Here is an 18,608-nt window from a genome sequence, read left to right as displayed (position 1 = left end):
GATTTGCGCAAAACGGCCGGAACATTTCGTTAACCATTTCTATGCTTGGGTAAGGGAACTTGACCGCCGGACTGGCGGACATCGCGCGATGCCGGGGCCTGCGCCATGATACCTGAACTGCAACGGATGGACTGGATGCCCTCGCCCCCGCTTGCACCCACCGACAGCCCGCTCGACCTCGATCATCTCTCCCGCATGACGCTCGGCGATTCCGAGCTGGAGCAGGAAGTGCTGGCGATGTTTGCCGAGCAGGCGGTGCGCCTGATCGCGGCGATGGCAGCGCTGCCGGCCGAGGCCGGCGCACTCGCCCACAAGCTCAAGGGCTCGGCGCGCGGGATCGGCGCCTTTGCGGTGGCGGACGCCGCAGCCAGCCTGGAGACCGCGATCCAGACCGGCCAGGGCCGGCCTCACGCCTTCGCCGCACTGAAAGAGGCGGTGACCGAGGCTCGCGCCGCCATCGAGGCGATCCTGAATCCTTAAGCCGACAGGCCAGAACCGTGCTGTAGTCTTTTGTTTTGACGGGTCTTCTTCCCGCGAAGCGGTATTCGCGACTTCATCAAAACGCTATGGCGCCGAGCTGACCGACCCGTTATAGGACAGCCCGGACCCTCCTTCATTCCCTAGATCGCGGCAGCACGAGCACACATGGCCAAAATCCACTTTGTCGATCACAAGGGCGAAACCCGTACGGTGGACGTCGAGAACGGCGCGACTGTGATGGAAGCCGCCATCCGCAACAGCATTCCCGGCATCGAGGCCGAATGCGGCGGCGCCTGCGCCTGCGCCACCTGCCATGTCTATGTCGACGAAGCGTGGCGCGAGAAGGTCGGCAGCCCGACGCCGATGGAAGAGGACATGCTCGATTTCGGCTTCGACGTGCGCCCGAACTCGCGCCTGTCCTGCCAGATCAAGGTCTCCGACGAGCTCGACGGCCTGGTGGTGGCGACGCCGGAACGCCAGGCCTAACTCTGTTAGCTATCATGTGCTCGGCGGCGCGACCTGGATGCCGCGCTTGTGCCAGGGGCTGAGCTTCTCAAGCACTTCCGCGATCAGTGGCGTCGGCCGGCGCGACGCTTCGTCGATCATCACGGCGACCGATGTCGCCGATGCAATGCACTTCCCTTCCGAAAACACCACCTGCTCGAACGTTACCGACGTTCGTCCCAGCTTCACGACGCCGAGACCGAGCTCGATCGTGTTCGGCCAATGCAGCTCCGCGCGAAAATGGATGTCGAGCCGCACCATGATCCAGGCAAGTCCGGGCGGCGTCAGGCCGTATTCCGGGAGCTTCATCAGCGTGACACGGCCGGTCTCGAAATAGGTGGCGTAGACCGCGTTGTTGACGTGCTGGTTAGGGTCGAGATCGCCGAAGCGGACATTGTCGCTGAGGCAAAAAGGGTAGTCCTCCAGGCGCGGCGTCGTATCGAGGCGACTTGGTGCGTTCACCGATTGATCTCCGTCATATCGTTGCTGGTTACAGCCCAGTTATCCTGACCCGGCAAGTGGGCGCGGCCGCGGGGCGCTCCCGCTTTTATGCCTTCCCTGATCCATCCCCGTTGGCTAGACAGGCAGGGTCACCTCGGCCCGAAGGGCGCCGTCCCACCGACGACCGATAAAGAGACGACATGAGCGACGCGATCAAAACCGATGTGCTGATTATTGGTGCCGGCCCCTGCGGTCTGTTCGCCGCCTTCGAGCTGGGCCTTCTCGACATGAAGACGCATTTCGTCGACATCCTCGACAAGGTCGGCGGCCAGTGCGCAGAACTCTATCCGGAAAAGCCGATCTACGACATTCCCGGCATTCCGCAGGTTTCGGGGCAGGGCCTCACCGAGGCGCTGATGGAGCAGATCAAGCCGTTCCATCCGACCTTCCATCTCGGCGAGATGATCGAGACCGTCGAGAAAATCGGCGATCCGCTGTTCCGCTGCACCACGGACGCCGGCAAGGTGTTCGAATGCAAGGTGCTGGTGATCGCTGCCGGCGGCGGCTCGTTCCAGCCCAAGCGTCCACCGGTGCCGGGGATCGAAGCCTATGAAGGAAGCTCGGTGCACTACGCCGTGCGCAAGATGGAGACGTTCCGCGACAAGAACGTGCTGATCGTGGGCGGCGGCGATTCCGCGCTCGATTGGACGCTCAATCTGCATCCGATCGCCAAGCGCATCACGCTCTTGCACCGTCGCGACGATTTTCGCGCCGCCCCCCACAGCGTCGAGCAGATGCGCGCGCTGGTCGCTGCCGGCAAGATGGATCTGCGGCTCGGCCAGGTCACCGCGCTGTCAGGCAACGAGGGCAAGCTGAGCGGCGCCACCGTGAAGGGCAACGACAACAGCGTGAACGAAATCACCTGCGACACCATGCTGCCGTTCTTCGGGCTGACCATGAAGCTCGGTCCGGTCGCGAACTGGGGCATCGCGCTGGAGAACAATCTGGTGCCGGTCGAGACATCCGCGTTCGAGACCAACGTGCCAGGCATCTTCGCGATCGGCGACATCAACACCTATCCCGGCAAGATCAAGCTGATCCTGTGCGGCTTCCACGAGGGCGCGCTGATGTCGCAAAAAGCCCATCGCTACGTCTATCCGGAGAAGCGGCTCGTGTTCCAGTACACGACGTCGTCCTCCAGCCTGCAAAAGAAGCTCGGCGTCAACTGATGGCGGCGGGCGATGCCCCATGTTTCTGGTGCTGGAACAGTTCGCGAAATCGCCGTAGTCTGCGGCCATTGCAGTTGGCGGCTTAGCAAGGCGATTGGCTCAGCAAGGTGATGATAATGCGGACTCTCTTTTCCAGCTTTCGGCTGTTCTCGCTCCTCGCGCTCGCGATGACGCTCGGTGCGGTGAGCCCGGTTGTGGCGCAAGTGCAGCAGCCGACCGCCGCAGGCCTCTGGCAGAAGGTCGAAGACGGCAAGACGGTGGGATGGTTTCTCTTCATTGACCACAACGGTGTGTTCGAAGGCGTCATCGCAAAAACCTTCCCGCGGCCCGGCGACGACCCGAACGAGGTCTGCGCGAAATGCACGGACGATCGCAAGAACGCGCCGGTGCTTGGGCTCTCCTTCATCCGCGACATGAAGCGCGACGGCCTGAAATATGACGGCGGCAACGTGGTCAATCCTCGCGACGGCAACATCTGGAAGGCCAAGATGACGGTCAGCCCGGATGGGCAGACGCTGACGATGCGCGGTTTCCTCGGCATCTCCCTGTTCGGCAAGGACGAGACCTGGACGCGTCTTCCCGACGCCAACATCGCGCAGGTCGATCCCGCCATCGTCGCGAAATATCTCCCGGCGCAAGCAACCGCCGCGACCAAGCCCGTGCCCGTGCCCGCGGCGAAGAAGGGCGGCGCGATGATGGCGCCGGTGCCGAAGCAGTAGGGTCTACGTCACGCGCTGTGCCGCCTGAACTTCCGTAGCTCCACACACCGCCGTCATTGCCCGCGAAGGCGGGGACTCCAGTACGCCGGAGCCTCTCGGTGTTCTTGCGCGGTGTCCGTGGACCCCGTGCGCAATCGCGCATGCGGCCGGCTGAGACAGCGGAGAACTTGGCGCGCGAGCAGCGGTCATACCCGTCGAAAGACCAATGCGTGCCGGACGCGCGCCAGTCGTTCCCCGGAATGCGCGGTGGCGCCGGATTTGCATAGCTATCCGCAAAGCTGTTGGGGGATGAGTCGCCGTCCTTGACGCCTTCGCCGAGTCGCGGAAGGCGGACGGCAGTTATCGCCCCGCGGCGATGATCTCGATCCGCGGAGACGACATGAGACGTGCAATATCGTGTGCCGCCATGCTGCTGGTCCTGACGGTGCTGCTGACGGCCCCAATGATGGCGCGCGACGACGGGCGCTACGCCAACTCGCCATTAAAACCCTGGTTCGAGAGCCTGCACAGCGAATACGGCCAATGCTGCTCGGATGCCGACGGCTATATGGTCGCCGACGTGGACTGGGAATCCGATAAGGGCCGTTATCGCGTGCATCTCGACGGCGAATGGGTGATCGTGCCCGACGGCGCCGTCATCACCGAGCCGAACAAGATCGGCCGCACCATGGTGTGGAAGCACTATATCGACGGCCATCCGCGGGTGCGCTGCTTCATGCCGGGCAGCATGACGTAGAGTGAAACGTCATCCCGGGCGACGCGCAGCGTCGAACCCGGAATGGCGTCGAGGCTTAGCGCGCCTCGTTGTTCGCGCTGACGCTCGCAAGCCGCTTCACGCGTGGCGACAGCACCGACATCTGCGCGGGCGAGGCGGGCATGCCGGCGACGATCATCGCGGGCGCAGTCGACTGCTCCTCGACGCCCGCGCCGCCGAGCACCTGGACTTGCGTCGCCGAGATCGGAAACGACGTCACTTCGTAAGAGGGAAGCTCGCCGGCGAACGCGCCTGACGAGTTGGCAATCATCGCTGCGGCAACGGCAATCATCGAAAGAACGCGCATTGGGAATCTCCGTGAGAAGTGGCAATCGGAGGTTAGGTCGCGGCGATGCCGCAACAGGTTCGCTCGTATGCGAACATTCGATCGCGGTCGCTGATCTGTTTGATTGCGTGATGTCGAGCGACGAAGCGCGAAGGAAGTTTTCAGCGCCAATGTTTCCGGACGGTTTCGCGGGAGTGGTCGCGCGGTGACGCGTCGGTGCCCCACGTCCCGAAACGGCACCAATGCATCCACGCGGCGAGGCAGCGTCCGCGCGCGGCGCTCAGGTCACCGGCGCCGGATTGAACAGCGTCAAATCGTTGTGGATGCCCCAACGATCCGACCAGGGCTTGGTGCGGCCGCTGGCGACGTCGAGGATCAGGCGGAACAGGTCCCAGCCGGTTTCCTCGATGGTCTTCTCGCCGGTGGCGATCCCGCCGGCATCGAAATCGATCAGGTCCTTCCAGCGTCGCGCCAGCTCGCTGCGGGTCGCGACCTTGATCACGGGCGCAGCCGCAAGGCCGTAAGGCGTGCCGCGGCCCGTTGTGAACACCTGCAGCGTCATGCCGGAGGCGAGCTGGAGCGTGCCGCAGATGAAGTCGGACGCCGGCGTTGCCGCAAACAGCATGCCCTTCTGCGTCGCCTTCTCGCCGGGCGAGAGGACGCCGGTGATCGCGCTTGATCCGGACTTGACGATCGAGCCGAGCGACTTCTCGACGATGTTGGCGAGGCCGCCCTTCTTGTTGCCGGGCGTGGTGTTGGCGCTGCGGTCCGCGCCGCCACGGGCCAGATAGGAATCGTACCAGGCCATCTCGCGGACCAGCGCGCGGCCGACGTCCTCGTTGATGGCGCGCCGCGTGAGCAACTGGATCGCGTCGCGCACTTCGGTGACTTCCGAGAACATCACGGTGGCGCCGGCGCGCACCAGCAGGTCGGCGGCGAAGCCGACCGCAGGGTTCGCGGTGACGCCGGAGAACGCGTCGCTGCCACCGCATTGCAGGCCGATGACGAGATCGGCGGCCGGGCAGGTCTCGCGGGTGCGCTTGTTGAGAATCTTGAGGCGGGCCTCTGCCTGGGTCATGATTGCCTCGACGATGGCGCCAAAGCCGTCGAAGGCTTCGTCCTGCATGCGCACGATGGCATTGCTGACGCCTTCCGGCACCAGACGCTCGGGCGCAAGCTTCTCGCAGCCGAGGCTGATGACAAGGATCTCGCCGCCGAAATTCGGGTTCTGTGCGATGTTTTGCAGCGTGCGGATCGGAATCACGGCATCAGGCGCGTTGATGGCGACGCCACAGCCATAGGCATGCGTCAGCGGCACGACGTCGTCGACATTCGGATATTTCGGCAGCAGCTCGGCGCGGATGCGCTTCACCGCATATTCCATCGTGCCCTTGACGCATTGCACCGAGGAGGAGATGCCGAGGATGTTCTTGGTGCCGACCGAGCCGTCGGAATTGCGAAAGCCTTCGAACGTGAAACCTTCGAGCGGCGGCAGCGGCGCGGGAACGGCGGTGGAGATTTCCAGCTTGTCGAGGGCAGGGGCCTCCGGCATACGGATGCGCGCTTCGTCCACCCATTCGCCGGCCAGGATCGGCGCGAGCGCATGGCCGATCACCTCGCCATAGCGGATGATCGGGGCGTCCTGCGGGATGTCGACCAGCGCCGTCTTGTGTCCCTGCGGCACGAAGGCGCGCAGCGTCAGCCCGCTGGCGAAGCGGGAGCCGGCGGGAAGCCCGAAATCATTGACAACGATCGCGACGTTGTCGCGCTCGTTGAGCTTGATGTAGCGAGGCTGCTCTTTCGCTGCGACTGACTGGTCCATCTGCTTTACCTCGGAAACTCAAGTCGTAGGGTGGGCAAAGGCGCAAAGCGCCGTGCCCACCATGCTTCGTGCCGAACGTAAGCGGTGGGCGCGCTTCGCTTTGCCCACCCTACGATATCTTGCCCGTGGTTAGCCGGGATAGGTATAGGCGGTCTTCACCGTCGTGTAGAACTCGCGGGCATAGGAGCCCTGTTCGCGGGCGCCGTAGCTGGAACCCTTCCGGCCACCGAACGGCACGTGATAGTCGACGCCGGCCGTCGGCAGATTGACCATCACCATGCCGGACTCGCTGTTGCGCTTGTAGTGCGAGGCGTATTTCAGGCTGCTGGTGCAGATGCCGGAGGCAAGGCCGAACTCGGTGTCGTTGGAGATCGCGAGCGCCTCCTCGTAGTCCTTGGCGCGAATGACGGCGGCGACCGGGCCAAAGACCTCCTCGCGCGAAATGCGCATGTTGTTGTTGGCCTCCGTGAACAGCGCCGGCTGGAGGTAGTGGCCGGGCGTTTCGCGCTTGAGCAACTCGCCGCCCCAGGCGAGCTTGGCACCCTCGTCCTGGCCGATCTTGATGTAGCGCAGGTCCTGGTCGAGCTGGCTCTGGTCGACCACCGGGCCGATATGCACGCCGGCCTTGAGCGCGTCGTCCACCGTGAGGCCTTTCAGGCGCTCGGTCACCGCCGCAACGAAACGGTCGTGAATACCTTCGGTGACGATCAGGCGCGAGGACGCCGTGCAGCGCTGGCCGGTGGAGAAATAGGCGCCGTTGACGGCGACTTCGACGGCGGTCTTGAGATCGGCGTCGTCGAGCACGACCAGCGGGTTCTTGCCGCCCATCTCGAGCTGGAATTTCTTCATGTTGCTCGAGGTCACGCAAGCCTGCGCGATCTTGCGCCCCGTCTGCACCGAGCCGGTGAAGGTGATCGCGGCGACGTCGGGATGCTCGATCAGGGTCTGGCCGACCACGGAGCCCGAGCCGACAACGAGGTTGAACACGCCGGCCGGGATGCCGGAGCGGGTGATGATCTCGGACAGCGCATGCGCCGAACCCGGCACCAGTTCGGCAGGTTTGAACACCACGGTGTTGCCGTAGCAGAGCGCCGGCGCGATCTTCCAGGCCGGGATCGCGATCGGGAAATTCCAGGGCGTGATCATGCCGACGACGCCCATCGGCTCACGGGTGAGCTCGACGTCGATGCCGGGACGGACGGAAGCGCCCTTCTCGCCGATCATGCGCAGCGCCTCGCCGGCGAAGAATGCGAAGATCTGGCCGGCGCGCGCGACCTCGCCAATTCCTTCCGGCAGCGTCTTGCCTTCCTCGCGGGCGAGCAGGCGGCCGAGCTCTTCCTTACGGGCGATGATCTCGAGCGAAATCTTGTTCAGCGCGTCGTAGCGCGCCTGCGGTGTCGACTGCGCCCAGGCGGGGAAGGCGGCCTTGGCGGCTGCGATCGCCTTCTCGGTCTGGGCCTTGTCGGCCTTGGCGTATTCGCCGACGACGTCGTTGGTGTTGGAGGGGTTGATGTTCTTGGTGACGGCGGAGCCATCGACCCATTCGCCGCCGATGAAGTTCTTCAGGATCGCAGTCATAGCTTCCTCCAGAGTTTTTAACGAACCAGGCAAGGACGCTTGTCGTCGAAGGTCCAGCCGGGGATCAGGTCCTGCATGGCAATAGCGTCATCGCGGGCGCCGAGTCCATGCTGCTTGTAGAGGTCATGCGCGGCGTCGATGGCGGCCCTGTCGATTTCGATACCCAGGCCCGGCCTATCCGGCACCGCGATCTTGCCGGCCTTGATCTGGAGCGGCTCCTTCGTCAGGGCCTGACCGTCCTGCCAGATCCAGTGTGTGTCGATCGCGGTGACCTTGCCGGGGGCGGCGGCGCCGACATGGGTGAACATGGCGAGCGAGATGTCGAAATGGTTGTTGGAGTGCGAACCCCAGGTCAGGCCGTTGTCGCGGCAGGTCTGGGCCACGCGCACCGAGCCTTGCATGGTCCAGAAATGGGGATCGGCCAGCGGAATGTCCACCGCGCCGAGGCGCAGCGCATGGGACAATTGCCGCCAATCGGTCGCGATCATGTTGGTCGCGGTGGGCAGGCCAGTTGCGCGGCGGAACTCGGCCATGATCTCACGGCCGGAGAAGCCGCCTTCGGCGCCGCAGGGGTCCTCGGCATAGGCGAGGATGCCGTGCATGTCCTTGCAGAGGCTGATGGCCTCGTCGAGCGACCATGCGCCGTTCGGATCCAGGGTCACGCGCGCATTCGGAAAGCGCTTGGCGATCGCGGTGACGGCCTCGATCTCCTGCTCGCCGCGCAGCACGCCGCCCTTGAGCTTGAAATCGGCGAAGCCGTAATGGTCGTGGGTGGCTTCCGCGAGCCGCACCACGGTCTCCGGCGTCATCGCCTCCTGATGGCGGAGGTTGAACCATTCCGCCTTGCCGGTCTCGCCGCCGACATAGTCGAGCTTGGATTTGCGGCCGTCGCCGACGAAGAAGAGATAGCCCAGCGTCTCGACGCTGGTGCGCTGCTGGCCCTCGCCGAGCAGGGCCGCGACCGGCAGGTTGAGATGCTGGCCGAGCAAATCGAGCAGCGCGGACTCCACGGCCGTGACGGCGTGGATCATGACGCGGAGATCAAAAGTCTGCTTGCCGCGGCCGCCGGCATCGCGATCGGCGAAGGCGGTCCTGAGATCGGCGAGGATGTTGTTCATCGCGCCGACGGTCTTGCCGATCACGAGATCACGGGCGTCCTGCAGTGTCTGCCAGATCTTCTGCCCGCCAGGCACCTCGCCCACGCCGGTGTGACCGGCATTGTCGGTGAGGATGACGATGTTGCGGGTGAAGAACGGCGCATGCGCGCCGCTCAAATTGAGGAGCATGCTGTCACGGCCTGCGACCGGGATCACCTGCATCGCGGTGACGACCGGTGCGCCAGTGATCTCGGTGTTGGCCATCGCAGGCTCCTCCCTGTGTTGTTGTTATTCTGCAGCCTGTTGTGACGATCGGATGGCGGGCAGATTCTTCACCAGCGCCGTGACCTCCGCGATCTCCTGCTCGGTGAGGTCGGTCAGCGGCGGGCGGACCGGGCCGGAATCGCGGCCGATCACCTTCATGCCGGCCTTGATGATCGAGACGGCATAGCCCTTCTTGCGGTTGCGGATCGCGATCAACGGCAGGATGAAGTCCTTCAGGCCGGCGTGGATCGTCGCGTGGTCGCGCTTGCGCACGGCGGCGTAGAAGTTGGTGGCGAATTCCGGAACGAAGTTGAATACCGCCGAGGAGTAGGTGGTCACGCCCATGTCGAGATAGGGCAGCGCGAAGGTCTCAGCGGTCGGCAGGCCGCCGATATAGGTCAGGCGGTCGCCGAGCTTGGTGTAGATGCGCGTCATCAGCTCGATGTCGCCGATGCCGTCCTTGTAGCCGACGAGGTTCGGGCAGCGTTCGGCGAGGCGGGCGAGCGTATCGGGCTGGAGGATGGCGTTGTCGCGGTTGTAGACGATGACGCCGATCTTCACGGAGGCGCAGATCGCTTCCACATGGGCAGCAAGGCCGTCCTGCTCGGCATGGGTGAGATAGGGAGGCAGCAGCAACAAGCCGTCGGCGCCCGCCTTCTCCGCGCCGATCGCGATCTCGCGCGCGGTGGCGGTGCCGTAGCCGGTGCCGGCGAGCACGGGCACGCGGCCCTTGGTCTCATCCACGGCGATCTTGACGACCTGCGGAACCTCGGCCGCCGTCAGCGAGAAGAACTCGCCGGTGCCGCCTGCGGCGAACAGGCCTGCGACGTCATAGCCGCACAGCCAGTCCATGTTGGCGCGGTAGGTCGCCTCGTCGAAGGAGTAATCCGCCTTGAACGGCGTGACGGGGAAGGAGAGGAGGCCGGATCCGATCTTCTGGGCCATTTCCTGCGGGGTCATCTTGCTCATGGGCGCTGCTCCCTGGTCTCGTGTTGTGGAGGACGCAAAGGCTGCGCGTCCATGCGCCGTGGTTTAGGAGACCGTTCGATGCGGGTCCAAGCCAAAGCCTATATCGACCAATGCGAAATCAGCATCAATCTTCCATCACCTCCGCCGAGGACAATTCGCTCGCGATTTTGACGAGCGCCGAGAGCAGCGGATTCTCGTCGTCGCGGCGCCAGACCATGAACAACTCGACCGGGACGCGGGTGCGCAGCTTCAGCGGCCGCAGGCGGACGTCCGCGATCTTCAGGCTCGCGGCCGCCGCCGGCACGATGGCGAGGCCGAGGCCGGCGCGCACCATGGCGAGGATGGAGTGGATCTGGCTCAGGTGCTGCACATAGCGCGGCAGGATGTCGGCGCGGGTGAACAGCGCCACCAGCACGTCGTGAAAGTAACGGCTCTCATAGGGCGAATACATCACGAAGGGCTGGTTGTCGAAATCCTTGATCGTGACGGTCTCGGCATTCGCCAGAGGATGCTTTTTCGGGATCGCGGCGAGCAGGGGCTCGGCGACGACGCGGCGGCTGGCGATTTCGGGGCGCGCGATCGGCGGCCTGAGCAGGCCGGCATCGATCTGGCCCGAGGTCAACGCCTCGAACTGGTCGCCCGACACCATCTCCTTCAGCGAGAAGTCCACCTCGGGCAGCTTGGCGCGGCAGGCGGCAACGAGCTCCGGGAGGAAGCCGTAGGCTGCGGCCGCGGTGAAGCCGATCTTCAGCGAGCCGGACTTGCCGAGCGCGATACGGCGGGCGACCTGCGAGGCGCTTTCCGCAAGCTTCAGGATGCGCCGCGCTTCCGGCAGGAAGCTGCGCCCGGCAGGCGTCAGGCGCACCGAGCGGCTGGTACGCTCCAGCAGCGGCGCATCGATGATGTGCTCGAGCACCTGGATCTGCCGGGACAGCGGCGGCTGGGTCATGTTCAGCCGCGCGGCGGCCCGGCCGAAATGCAATTCCTCCGCCACCGTGACGAAACAGCGGAGCTGGTTGAGGTCGAACATCGATACATGCCTTAGATGGATAAGGCGTTTCCCCGGCGCTTCTAGCATCGATTACTCCCAAAACAAAGACGGCGGCCGTGAAGCCGCCGTTAAGTTGCCTGGTCAAGCTCCCATGGGGAGCCCTCAGGAGGAACGTTTGAGCACCACGCGCTCGATCTTGCCGACGACCACGAGATAGGCGAACGCGGCCACCAGCGCATTGGCGCCGACGAATATCAGCGCCCCGTTGAAGGAGCCGGTCGCGGCCAGGATGTAACCGATCACGATCGGAGTGCTGATCGAGGAGAGATTGCCGAAGGTGTTGAACAGGCCGCCCGAGACGCCGCCGGCTTCCTTCGGCGAGGTGTCGGAGACGACAGCCCAGCCGAGCGCGCCGATGCCCTTGCCGAAGAAGGCGAGCGCCATGAAGCCGACCACCAGCGCTTGGGCGTCGACATAGTTGCAGGCGATGATCGACATCGAAAGCAGCATGCCGCCGACGATCGGGATCTTGCGCGCCATCGTCAACGAGCCGGTCTTGCGCAGGATCGCGTCGGAGATGACGCCGCCGAGCACGCCGCCGATGAAGCCGCACAGCGCCGGCAAGGTCGCGACGAAGCCGGCTTGCAGGATCGACAGGCCGCGCTCCTTGACGAGGTAGACCGGGAACCAGGTCAGGAAGAAATAGGTCAGCGTGTTGATGCAGTACTGGCCGAGATAGACGCCGAGCATCATGCGGTTGGAAAGCAGCTGGCGGATATGGTCCCATCCGGAGCCGGCCTCGGGCGCGCGCTCTTCCTTGGGAGCGTCGAGGTCGACCAGCGCACCACCGGCCTTGATGTAATCGAATTCGGCCTCGTTGACGCCGGGGTGCTCTTTCGGCCCGTAGACGGTCTTGATCCAGACCAGGCCCATGATGATTCCGAGCGCGCCCATCACGAAGAACACATAGCGCCAGCCGTAGTCGTGCGCGATCCAGCCCATCAGCGGCGCGAAGATGACGGTTGCGAAATATTGCCCTGAATTGAAGAACGCGGACGCGGTCCCTCGCTCGTTGCTCGGAAACCAGGCCGCGACGATGCGGGCATTGGCCGGGAAAGACGGCGCTTCGGCGATGCCGACCAGGAAGCGCAGGCCGAACAGCACGGTGATCGCGGTGCCGGCGCTGAAGAAGCCGACCCAGCCCTGCATCGTCGTGAACAGCGACCAGACGATGATGCTGAAGGCATAGACGAGCCGGGAGCCGTAGCGGTCGAGCAGCCAGCCGCCCGGCACCTGCGCGATCACATAGGACCATCCGAACGCGGAGAAGATGTAGCCCATCGCCACGGGATCGAGATGCAGCTCCTTGGAGAGCGCGGGGCCCGCGATCGACAACGTGGCGCGGTCGGCATAATTGACGGTCGTGACCAGGAACAACATGGTCACGATGAACAGCCTGACGCGAGACCTTCTCACATCCGCTGCGGACATCACTGCGCTCATTGCGCGCCTCCTTAGAACTCGAAACGTTTCCCCACTGCGACTCCTAGAGGCGCGCGCGGCAAAGTGTCCAAGTTCAAGGCAGTATCGATCGATGCTGCTTTTGGATTGATGGAACGGCAGGTGGGAGGAACGACTGAGGTGATGGCGAACCCGATCGCACCACGCACGCCGTTGTCATTCCCCGCGAAGGCGGGGAATCCAGTACGCCGCGACGTCTCGATTCAATCACGTCTGTCACGGAGTACTGGATCGCCCGCCTGCGCGGGCGATGACAGTGTGCGGGTAGAGGCTGCGCGCGTCTACTGCCGCGCGCCCGGCAGCAGCGGCGCGAGCAGCCCGCGTGTCACGCCCGGCGGTGCCGCATCCAGACCCAGCACGGCGCTTGCCGCCGGCAGTGCCGCGTCCGCCATCGCGGCGTGGCCTTCGGCGCTCGGATGCACGGCGCCGCCATAGACGGCGGAGAGCACGCCCCAGGTTGCGTCGTGGATGTCGGTCGGCTGGCTCGCCGCCGGCAAGCCTTGCGGATAGGTCATCGCGGCGAAATAGCTGTCGTTGGCGTCGCGGATCCACCGCGCGCGCGGCAAATAGGCGCGGAATTCGGAGGCGCCGCGGCCGCACAGCATCGGCTGGCTCGCCGCACTCACGATATCAGGATTGAAGCTCTGGCCGTTCTCGGCAAAGCAGGTGCGGTCGAATTCGGGATCGTTGCCCGAATGCGCGCAGAAGCCGTGATCGGCGAACGCCGCCTGATGCGAATCCACGAAGGTCATGCGGTCGGCCTCGGGATCGCGGCACAGCGCGCCACGGGTGCAGGTGGCGAGCCCCTTGAGTTGCGGCAGGAATTCGGTGTCGACGAAAGTCGAGACGCGGGCGAGGCGCTGCGGATCGGCGTTGAAGGACGGATGGATGTCGAAGCCGGCGCGGCCGCCGCGGCAGGGCACGCCGCCATCGGCGAGCGCCGGGTTGGCATAGGAGACGTAGACCACATGCGAGAGGTCGCCGCCGACCAGCGGCTTCAGCGCCTCGCGCAGCTTGACGAAATTCTGCGGCAGTTCGCGCGCCAGCGCATCGCGGGAATCATCGACGCTCGCCATCACGCCGGAGCGGCGGAATATCGCGCGCTCGGTTGCGGTCTCGACGATCACGTCGGCAACGAGGCCGGAGAAATAGACGTCGTTGGCGCCGACCGAGAGCAGCACGAGGTCGAGCGTGCGCTCGGGCTGGCGTTTCCTGGCGGCGGTCAGCGCCTCGCGCAGCTCGGCGACCTGCGAGTTCACGCTGATGTTGCAGACGCCGGTCTTGCCGGGCGGGCATTCGCGGGCGCGTTGCGAGCCGAGCAGCCCGTCGCTGATGCTGGCGCCGGTGCAGGCGAGCGGCAGAAAGGTCACCGCGACGTGGGTGTAGCGTACCGCAAGCGCCAGCGCGGTGCGGGCCTGGTAGCTGTAGAGCGATCGGTGGCAAGGCGAGTTGAACCAGAGGGCGCTGTAGCGCTGCCAGTTGGCAAGCGTATCCGGCGCTTCGCAGGCGCGGCCGCCCTTGAAGCCGGCTCGGCTCGGCCGGTAATACTGCGCGCCGGCGGTGCCGAGATAGGAGCGGAAGCAAAAACCTTCGTCCGACAGCGCCAGCGGCCGGTCCGGATTGCCTTCGCCCGAGGCGATGCTGTCTCCGAGGCCAGCGACGAAGATGTCGCGGACCTGGATCTCGGTCTGGACCCGCTGGGTCGGATCGGAGCCGGAGGAGACATCGACGCTCGCGACCGTCTGCTTGCCGTAGCGGACCCGCAGATTGATCGGCTCGGCGCAGTCGAAGGTGGATTGCTGCGGTCCGTCGCCGTCGTCGAACGACCAGGCGCAGGTGGCGCCGACCGGCACCGGGCCGGCGAGGCGCACGGTGACGGGATGGTCGATCGGGGTGAGGTAGTTTTCCTTCGTGTTGTCGCGGGTGCAGGGCTGGTTGACCCGGCCCTGGAGGTCGATGCAGAGCCGGTTGACCATGTTGCGGGCCCAGCCGCGGCCCTCGCTCTGGAGCTCCAGCGATTGCTCGGCGGCGAGGATGCTGCGGTTACGCGCATTCTCGACATGAAGCAGGAAGTCGCGCTCCTCACGGAACAGCCGGAAGCGGTTGCGCACCTCCCAGCTGATCTGCATGGCGCCCGCGTCCTGCGCGGCCGCCCGCTCCAGCGGGAAGGCGGTGAGGAGCCCGGCGAGCAGCAGGGCACCGGCGAGGAAACGGCGATGGAAGAAAGGGATCATGGCCCGCGTCTTCAACGGCAAAGTTGAGGCGGAAATAAGAGAGCTGCCCTCCGCCTGCAACATTGGTCTGACGGTTTTGCCAGTCGGCGTCTAGCGGACTATCGTGGGAGCATGATCTTTCCGGAAAAGCGCTTCGCACTTTTCCGGATCACGCTCAGCGTTTGCTGGCCTGCCGCAGCGACCGCTCGCGCTCCATCGCTGCCACCTGCTTGGGCAGGTTGGCCTGCGCGCAGGCCTCCGCCAGCCGTCGGCGCTCCTGCCAGGGCTCCACCACATTCATCCAGAGCTCGCGTGCGCCCATGATGGAGATGGCAAGACCGAACGGGATCACGAAATAGAGGATGCGGAAGACGAGGAGCGTGGCCAGAAGCTGCTCGCGGCCGAATTCGGGCAGCGCCACCAGCATGGCGGCGTCGAACACGCCGAGCGAGCCGGGGGCGTGGCTGGCGAAGCCGAGCAATGTCGCCAAAATGAACACCACGGAGAGCGACAGGAAGTCGATCTGCGGAGTGGCCGGCACCAGAAGGTACATCGCCAGCGCGCAAAATCCGAGATCGACGACGCCGATCAGGATCTGCACCAGCGTCAGCGGCGCTGACGGCAGCACCACCTTCCAGCCTTTCTGGCCAAGCTCGCGGCGCTTCTCGCCCATGCACAGCCAGACCAGATAGGCGCCGATCGAGGCGAGGCCGCCGATCGCAATCAGCCGGTTGATCGACGACGGCAGCTGATCCATGTAGGAGGCGGCATCCGGATGGATGGCCATGCCGATCGAGAGCACGAAGATGTTACCGAGCCAGAAGGTCAGGCCCGACAGGAAGCAGATTTTTGCGACGTCGATCGCATTCAGCCCGTAATCCGAATAGATCCGGAAGCGGATCGCGCCGCCGGTGAAGACGGTGGCGCCGATGTTGTGGCCGATCGAATAGGACGTGAAGCTGGAGAGCGCTGCGATGCGATAAGGCACGTGCTTCTTGCCGATCGTTCGCAGTGCAAAAAAGTCGTAGAAGGTCAGCGTACAGAACGCGAAGCATACGCAGATCGCCGCCAGCCCGATATTGCCGCGGGGGATCTCGGTCAACGCGGTCAGGATGACCCCGGTGTCGATGCCCTTGAGCGTCCGTACCAGCGTGGTGATCGCGAACGCGATGATGAAGACGCTCGCCGCAACGCCGAGTCGCCGCCAGCCGATCCATCTCTTGAAGCCGCGCTTCAGCGCGGTCAGCAGTCCGTGCATTCATCCTCCCGGCGGGGGGCAAGACCGACCAGGCCAGACATTGGCCGGTCGGATGCGATCAGTGCCCGATGTGGGCTTGGATCGCTAGGCATGATGTAGCTCATTTAAGGCAAAAACAGTGACTTGTGCAGCCCTTGACAACGATAGGTTCTGCCTCGACCAGCTACTTTGTCATACGCGGTTCACATCGGACGCGCGTTAAGCATATGAGTCGTGGGATCGGTCGCGTCCGTCCGTGACATAGTCTCAGACCCTGCATGGCCGGCATTGTTCCTGCGCAAAGGATGCGCGCTTTTTTGGAACGACGATGCCGTGCGCTGGTTAGTGCCCCATCAGCAATCGAACATGGCGGAATAACCGGCTTCTCCTGCAAGCCGGTGCCTCCGTGTTCCCACAACCCGAGAGGATCGGACCGATGGGATTGTTCACAAAAGACATCAAGACCATGAACGACCTGTTCGTGCATCAGCTCCAGGACATCTATTACGCCGAGCAGCAGCTCACCAAGGCTCTGCCGAAAATGGCGGATAAGGCGACCGATCCGCAGCTGAAGCAGGGCTTTTTGACGCACCTCGAAGAAACCAGGGAGCACGTCAAGCGCCTCGAGGAAGTGTTCAAGATGCACGGTGCGCAGGTGAAGGCGGTTGATTGCCCCGCGATCGACGGCATCATCGAGGAAGCCGACGAGACCGCCGGCGAAGTCGCCGACAAGGCGGTGCTCGACGCCGCGCTGATCAACGCGGCACAGGCGGCGGAGCATTACGAGATCGTCCGCTACGGCAGCCTGATCGCCTGGGCCAAGCAACTCGGCCGCAACGACTGCGCCAGCGTGCTCGCCAAGACGCTCGAGGAGGAGAAGGCCACCGACAAGAAGCTGACCACGATCGCCGAGAGCAAGGTGAATCTGCGCGCTGCGAGCTGAGGCCAGGCGTAGCCAGAATAGAGCGTCGCGCGGCCATCCGCGCGACGCTCGAACATGACGCATCCGTCACGCATCCATCATTCGATCCTTGTCGTAACATGACGAGGGGCTGGAAGCGTATCGTTCGCATGGGGCTGCAACCGAGATGGCAGCATGCGAGTAAGCACCGCAAGATACGAAGCCTTCGAAGCCGGCGTGCCGCATTCCGGCTCCCGGCTTGCAACGTCCCTCACCCTTGCCGCGATGAGCCTTGGTTATGGCGTGGTGCAACTTGACGTCACCATCGTCAACACGGCGCTCGACGCGATGGGCAGGACGCTCGGCGGCGGCGTCGCTGAGCTGCAATGGGTTGTCAGCGCCTACACCATTGCGTTTGCCGCCTTCATCCTGACGGCCGGCGCGCTCGGCGACCGCATCGGCGCCAAGCGCGTCTTCATGGCGGGCTTCGCAATCTTCACCGTGGCCTCGCTCGCCTGTGCGTTGTCGCCCAATGCGACCGTGCTGATTGGGGCGCGGCTGGTCCAGGGCCTGGCGGCGGCGATCCTGGTGCCGAATTCTCTTGCCCTGCTCAATCATGCCTATCCGGACGACCGCGAGCGCGGCGGCGCCGTCGCGATCTGGGCCGCCGGTGCGAGCCTCGCGCTTACCGCGGGCCCCTTCGTCGGCGGCGCGCTGATCACGCTGGTCGGCTGGCGCGCGATCTTTCTCGTCAACCTTCCGATCGGCCTCATCGGCCTTTGGCTGAGTTGGCGCTATGCGACCGAGACCACGCGCGCGCCCTCACGCGAGATCGATCTGCCCGGCCAGCTCGCGGCAATTGGTGCGCTGGGGGCGCTCGCCGGCGCGATCATCGAGGGGGGCGCGCTTGGCTGGCAGCATCCGGCTGTGCTCGCGGCGTTCGCTTCAGCCGCTCTCCTGGCCGTGCTGTTCGTCTGGCGCGAGAGCCGCGCGACGCAGCCGATGCTGCCCCTGTCCCTGTTCGATCACCGGCTGTTCAGCCTGACCGCGCTCGTCGGCCTGCTCGTGAATGTCGCGATCTACGGGCTGATCTTCGTGCTCAGTCTTTACTTCCAGAGGATCAACGGCCTGTCGGCGTGGTGGACCGGTCTCGCCTTCGTACCGATGATGGCGGTGGTGCTGCCGGTCAATCTGCTGGCGCCGCGTCTCGCCGAGCGCATCGGGTCGTGCCCGACCATCGTCGTCGGCGCCTGCGTCTCGGCGCTCGGCTGTCTCGGCCTGCTCTGGATCGAGGCCGGCACGAGCTATTGGGCGATCTTTGCGCAGATGATCGCGATCAGCAGCGGACTTGGGCTGCTGGTGCCGCCGCTGACCTCGACCTTGCTGGGCAGCGTCGAGAAGGCACGCTCCGGCATCGCGGCGGGCGTCCTGAACGCGACGCGGCAGACAGGCAGCGTGCTCGGCGTTGCGCTGTTCGGTTCGCTGCTGGCCTCGGAAGGCGCGTTCATGACCGGCCTTCACGCATCGCTGGTGGTATCGGCCATCGTCCTCGTGCTCGCCGCCGCCGTGATCGGCCTCGGCGCGCCTTCGCGCGGATGAACA

The 18,608-nt window shown here is 64.8% G+C and carries 17 protein-coding genes; 7 read left to right on the top strand and 10 right to left on the bottom strand.

From position 1 onward, the window contains the following. Nucleotides 1-135 precede the first annotated feature (135 nt). Complete coding sequence (locus ACIPUD_RS34835) at nucleotides 136-480, top strand: Hpt domain-containing protein (RefSeq protein ID WP_446482459.1); 345 nt, start codon at nucleotides 136-138, stop codon at nucleotides 478-480. A gap of 165 nt (nucleotides 481-645) precedes the next feature. Further along, nucleotides 646-966, top strand: a complete 321-nt coding sequence (locus tag ACIPUD_RS34830; RefSeq protein ID WP_045008721.1) for a 2Fe-2S iron-sulfur cluster-binding protein — start codon at nucleotides 646-648, stop codon at nucleotides 964-966. Nucleotides 967-978: 12 nt separating this feature from the next. Here ACIPUD_RS34830 and ACIPUD_RS34825 read toward each other — a convergent pair whose 3' ends face one another. Then, the gene (locus tag ACIPUD_RS34825; RefSeq protein ID WP_446482458.1) at nucleotides 979-1,446 is read right to left on the bottom strand and encodes an acyl-CoA thioesterase; all 468 of its coding nucleotides are present in this window, start codon (nucleotides 1,444-1,446) and stop codon (nucleotides 979-981) included. Nucleotides 1,447-1,625: 179 nt separating this feature from the next. Between ACIPUD_RS34825 and ACIPUD_RS34820 the strand changes: the two genes are divergently transcribed. The 3 genes from ACIPUD_RS34820 to ACIPUD_RS34810 all read left to right on the top strand — a co-directional run bounded on the left by ACIPUD_RS34820 (nucleotide 1,626) and on the right by ACIPUD_RS34810 (nucleotide 4,109). Further along, on the top strand, nucleotides 1,626-2,654 hold the full coding sequence (locus tag ACIPUD_RS34820) for an NAD(P)/FAD-dependent oxidoreductase (RefSeq protein ID WP_446482457.1): 1,029 nt from the start codon (nucleotides 1,626-1,628) through the stop codon (nucleotides 2,652-2,654). 116 nt (nucleotides 2,655-2,770) lie between these two features. After that, nucleotides 2,771-3,373 carry a DUF2147 domain-containing protein gene (locus ACIPUD_RS34815; protein WP_204511761.1) on the top strand — a complete coding sequence of 201 codons (603 nt, stop codon included), beginning with the start codon at nucleotides 2,771-2,773 and terminating at the stop codon, nucleotides 3,371-3,373. A gap of 379 nt (nucleotides 3,374-3,752) precedes the next feature. After that, the gene (locus ACIPUD_RS34810; RefSeq protein ID WP_446482456.1) at nucleotides 3,753-4,109 is read left to right on the top strand and encodes a hypothetical protein; all 357 of its coding nucleotides are present in this window, start codon (nucleotides 3,753-3,755) and stop codon (nucleotides 4,107-4,109) included. A gap of 55 nt (nucleotides 4,110-4,164) precedes the next feature. Here the strand turns inward: ACIPUD_RS34810 and ACIPUD_RS34805 are convergent, their stop codons facing one another. The 9 genes from ACIPUD_RS34805 to ACIPUD_RS34765 form a co-directional block, all read right to left on the bottom strand. Continuing rightward, nucleotides 4,165-4,434 carry a hypothetical protein gene (locus ACIPUD_RS34805; protein ID WP_027518960.1) on the bottom strand — a complete coding sequence of 90 codons (270 nt, stop codon included), beginning with the start codon at nucleotides 4,432-4,434 and terminating at the stop codon, nucleotides 4,165-4,167. A 259-nt stretch (nucleotides 4,435-4,693) separates the two neighbouring features. After that, nucleotides 4,694-6,235 (bottom strand): galactarate dehydratase, encoded by a 1,542-nt coding sequence (gene garD / locus ACIPUD_RS34800; protein WP_085383954.1) that lies wholly within the window; start codon nucleotides 6,233-6,235, stop codon nucleotides 4,694-4,696. Between the two features lie 129 nt (nucleotides 6,236-6,364). After that, a complete protein-coding gene (locus ACIPUD_RS34795) occupies nucleotides 6,365-7,813 on the bottom strand; it encodes an aldehyde dehydrogenase family protein (RefSeq protein WP_446482455.1) in 1,449 nt (482 codons plus the stop codon). Between the two features lie 17 nt (nucleotides 7,814-7,830). After that, nucleotides 7,831-9,174, bottom strand: coding sequence for a glucarate dehydratase (gene gudD / locus ACIPUD_RS34790; protein WP_446482454.1), 1,344 nt, complete (start codon nucleotides 9,172-9,174; stop codon nucleotides 7,831-7,833). Nucleotides 9,175-9,198: 24 nt separating this feature from the next. After that, nucleotides 9,199-10,143, bottom strand: a complete 945-nt coding sequence (kdgD, locus tag ACIPUD_RS34785; protein WP_446482453.1) for a 5-dehydro-4-deoxyglucarate dehydratase — start codon at nucleotides 10,141-10,143, stop codon at nucleotides 9,199-9,201. Nucleotides 10,144-10,267: 124 nt separating this feature from the next. After that, nucleotides 10,268-11,173, bottom strand: a complete 906-nt coding sequence (locus ACIPUD_RS34780) for a LysR substrate-binding domain-containing protein (protein WP_446482452.1) — start codon at nucleotides 11,171-11,173, stop codon at nucleotides 10,268-10,270. Between the two features lie 123 nt (nucleotides 11,174-11,296). Continuing rightward, complete coding sequence (locus tag ACIPUD_RS34775; protein WP_446482451.1) at nucleotides 11,297-12,637, bottom strand: MFS transporter; 1,341 nt, start codon at nucleotides 12,635-12,637, stop codon at nucleotides 11,297-11,299. A gap of 299 nt (nucleotides 12,638-12,936) precedes the next feature. Further along, the gene (locus ACIPUD_RS34770; RefSeq protein WP_446482450.1) at nucleotides 12,937-14,889 is read right to left on the bottom strand and encodes a hypothetical protein; all 1,953 of its coding nucleotides are present in this window, start codon (nucleotides 14,887-14,889) and stop codon (nucleotides 12,937-12,939) included. 154 nt (nucleotides 14,890-15,043) lie between these two features. Beyond that, nucleotides 15,044-16,126, bottom strand: a complete 1,083-nt coding sequence (locus ACIPUD_RS34765) for a lysylphosphatidylglycerol synthase transmembrane domain-containing protein (RefSeq protein WP_018457547.1) — start codon at nucleotides 16,124-16,126, stop codon at nucleotides 15,044-15,046. A gap of 415 nt (nucleotides 16,127-16,541) precedes the next feature. Between ACIPUD_RS34765 and ACIPUD_RS34760 the strand changes: the two genes are divergently transcribed. Both ACIPUD_RS34760 and ACIPUD_RS34755 read left to right on the top strand, forming a co-directional pair. Continuing rightward, nucleotides 16,542-17,048, top strand: coding sequence for a YciE/YciF ferroxidase family protein (locus ACIPUD_RS34760; protein ID WP_007612365.1), 507 nt, complete (start codon nucleotides 16,542-16,544; stop codon nucleotides 17,046-17,048). 153 nt (nucleotides 17,049-17,201) lie between these two features. Continuing rightward, the gene (locus tag ACIPUD_RS34755; protein ID WP_446482449.1) at nucleotides 17,202-18,605 is read left to right on the top strand and encodes an MFS transporter; all 1,404 of its coding nucleotides are present in this window, start codon (nucleotides 17,202-17,204) and stop codon (nucleotides 18,603-18,605) included. Nucleotides 18,606-18,608: the final 3 nt, after the last annotated feature.

The organism is Bradyrhizobium sp. CAR08, from assembly GCF_052871955.1.
The sequence above is the reverse complement of the archived record's forward strand: the minus strand, read 5'-3'. Positions and strand labels throughout refer to the sequence as shown.